2 protein-coding genes are annotated in these 3494 nt (G+C 41.0%); one reads left to right on the top strand and one right to left on the bottom strand.

Annotated features, from left to right (window positions below):
• A partial coding sequence (gene recG / locus DP116_RS13750) for an ATP-dependent DNA helicase RecG (RefSeq protein WP_246275621.1) occupies window positions 1-2194 on the top strand: 2194 nt, incomplete at its 5' end.
• Between the two features lie 45 nt (window positions 2195-2239).
• Here recG and DP116_RS13745 read toward each other — a convergent pair.
• A partial coding sequence (locus tag DP116_RS13745) for a DUF262 domain-containing protein (RefSeq protein WP_211173260.1) occupies window positions 2240-3494 on the bottom strand: 1255 nt, incomplete at its 5' end.

The following is a 3494-nucleotide window of genomic DNA, read 5'->3' as shown; positions in this document are numbered from 1 at the left end:
GCAGGGGAGTCGGAGAGCAAAAGAAAATTCTTCTGGCTACTCTCCACTCTCAAAATCTCCAATTGTTGCTGAAGTCAGTCGGAACCTTGCTCCCAATCTAGACCAAAAGTTGAGTGACTTACCAGAAATAGGCATCAGAAAATCTGCTAATTTAGCACGTCTTGGTTTATACACTGTGCGTGACTTACTTTCCTATTATCCCCGTGACCATATTGACTATGCTCGTCAGGTAAATATTCAGGAGTTGACGGCGGGGGAGACGGTGACAATAGTGGCAACGGTGAAGCGGTGTAACTGCTTTACAACTCCCAAAAACAACAAATTGACGATTTTAGAAGTGCTGCTACGTGATCAGACGGGTCAGATCAAAATCAGCCGATTTTTTGCTGGTACACGCTATACCAGTCGTGCTTGGCAGGAAAGTTTCAAGCGTCGCTACCCGAATGGTAGTATTGTAGCAGCATGCGGGTTGGTGAAAGAAAGTAAATACGGTCTAACGTTGGAAGACCCAGAACTGGAGGTTTTGGGACATCCAGGAGATACAATTGAGTCTTTAATGATTGGTAGGATAGTCCCTGTTTATCCGCTGACAGAGGGAGTGGGGGCGGATTTGGTACGACAGGCAGTTATTGCTGCTTTACCTTCTACTGTTCATCTCAAAGATACACTGCCTAGCGGTCTGCGAGATAAGTATAATTTGATGGAATTGAAGGAAGCAATTCATAATATCCATTTTCCCCCAGACAGCGATAACCTCCAAGCTGCCCGTCGCCGCCTCGTTTTCGATGAATTTTTCTACCTGCAACTTGGGTTACTCCAACGTCAACAGAAAGCCAAGGAAACTCAAACCAGTGCGATTCTTGCCCCAAAAGGTCAATTACTGGAAAAATTTTCCGAAATTTTGCCGTTTAAACTGACTAACGCACAGCAACGAGTCATTAACGAAATTCTCAATGACTTGGAAAAACCTGCACCAATGAATCGTCTGGTGCAAGGGGATGTCGGTTCTGGTAAAACTGTTGTTGCTGTAGTTGCTATCCTTGCTGCTCTTCAGTCTGGGTATCAAGCAGCACTGATGGCTCCCACAGAGGTTTTGGCAGAACAGCATTATCGCAAGTTAGTGAGTTGGTTTAACCTCCTGCATTTACCAGTGGAATTACTGACTGGTTCTACGAAACTTGCAAAAAGACGACAAATTCACGCTCAGTTAGAAACGGGTGAATTGCCGCTTTTGGTGGGAACTCATGCCTTAATTCAAGACCCTGTAAACTTTCAGCGATTGGGTTTGGTTGTTATTGACGAGCAACACCGTTTTGGAGTGGAACAACGAGCGCGTTTGCAGCAAAAAGGCGAGCAACCCCATGTATTAACTATGACAGCAACTCCGATTCCTCGAACTTTGGCATTGACAATACACGGGGATTTGGATGTGAGTCAGATTGATGAGTTACCACCAGGACGGCAAAAGATTCAGACAACTGTGCTCATGGGTCAGCAACGTAGCCATGCTTATGAGCTTATTCGCCGGGAAATTGCCCAAGGACGACAAGCTTATGTAGTTTTGCCATTGGTGGAAGAATCAGAAAAGTTGGATTTGCGATCGGCAGTAGAAGAGCATAAAAAGTTACAGGAAAGTATCTTTCCAGAGTTTCAGGTGGGGCTGCTTCATGGTCGTATGAGTTCAGCGGAAAAGGACGAAGCAATTACCAAATTCCGCGATAACGAAACTCAAATTTTGGTTTCCACCACCGTTGTGGAGGTGGGTGTAGATGTGCCTAATGCAACAGTTATGCTCATTGAAAATGCAGAGCGATTTGGCTTATCTCAGTTGCACCAACTCCGGGGACGTGTTGGTCGAGGTGCAGCTAAGTCCTATTGTCTTTTACTGAGTAGTTCCAAAAGTTCAGATGCGCAGCAACGTCTGAGGGTTTTGGAACAATCTCAGGATGGCTTTTTCATCTCAGAAATGGATATGCGCTTTCGTGGTCCTGGGCAAGTTTTGGGGACTCGTCAATCAGGTGTGCCAGATTTTACCTTGGCGAGTTTAGTGGAAGATGAGGAAGTGTTAATTTTGGCGCGACAAGCAGCGGAAAAGGTGATAGAGATAGATGCAACTTTGGAACGTTGGTATTTGATGAAAGAAGAGTTGAAGTATCGGTATGAGCGGTTGATGGGTGGAGCGATTTTGACGTAAATACTCTCAACAAAATATACATAAAGGCTTTTTTACTAAGCAAAACTAGTAGCCCAAACGCCAAATTTGACAAGCCGCCTCAGCCATTTTGCTTTGCCTTTCTTCAACTTGTTTTGGACTCCAAACACGGTAATTTATAATTTCTTTTGTAATTTCCAATTGAGATGTAGAAAAGGCAGTAGCACATTTGTCTTGAAATGAAGTATTGCCTACTTTTCGATTGATAGACGAATCTAACAAAGTCATGTTACCTAATCTATAAATGTATTGATTGTAATCAGTTTTAGGAAACTCTACAAGCCATTTTTCACTTGGAGTTTGAGGTAATATATGCTCTAAATTCAACTCTGTTGCGTTTGGGTTTGCAATCAATTCCTTACTGTCCATGTAATGCTGATTAATCTCGCTTAAAATGTATCGTGCTAGCTTTGCATTGCTTGCTGCTATGATCTTCTCTGCGAATGCTCTTTTGAAATGTATATCGCTAGGGTAAAATTCTTTTAGTTCCTCGAAGATAGCTTTCACAGATTTTGGCTTTTGTTCTTGAATATATTTACTAGTCTTACTGTATGCAGCTTCTAGCTTGTTAGGATTCAAACTACAGATAACGTTATACCGAAACGAAAGAATAACTATCATCCTTAGAACTTTTGGAAAAAGCTCATCTGGTAAGCTTTCTTTTGCTGCAATTAAAACTGAATAGCATTGACTTACTTTGAAAAGACTAAGCCGCTCAATATCCTGTTTCAAGCCTGAATCATATGAATCCCAAACATGGCTTTGGGAGTTTTCAAACGCACCATAAACTTCAGCAGCTTCCCGCAACTGGCTAACAAAATCAAAAACCTGAAGTGAATTACGCACTTTCTCTGCTATCTTACGATATAAATTCTTTTCAGTCACAAGTTCATATTTGGATAGCCAGTAGTGACGGATAAACTTGGTTAACTCAAATCTATCTGCTAAAAGATTGATTTCTTCCCACTTTTTTTGTACATCTTTTAATTTATCAGTTGCTCGTGAAAATAAATAGTTTTTCAGTAGGTCAGCAACTGACAAATCCAGACCTCTATCATTTAAAGTTTCAAAGATTAAGTAGGAGTTAGCTTCATCTGCAACTGCTATTAAAATTGACAGTAATCTATCCCTAATACACTCTTCAATTTCGATGATAAATTCTGCAAAATCTCCTTGCTCTGTGATTCTCTTACTAATTTGCTTGAAAAGTAACAAGTATGCATCAATAAGTAATTTATTCGATTTTTCTAGATTTCTCTTTTTAGAAATATTTTGTAAATCT

It is taken from the genome of Brasilonema bromeliae SPC951 (assembly GCF_012912135.1).
In the GTDB taxonomy this organism is placed as follows: domain Bacteria; phylum Cyanobacteriota; class Cyanobacteriia; order Cyanobacteriales; family Nostocaceae; genus Brasilonema; species Brasilonema bromeliae.
This window is presented reverse-complemented; position numbering and strand designations above follow the sequence as displayed.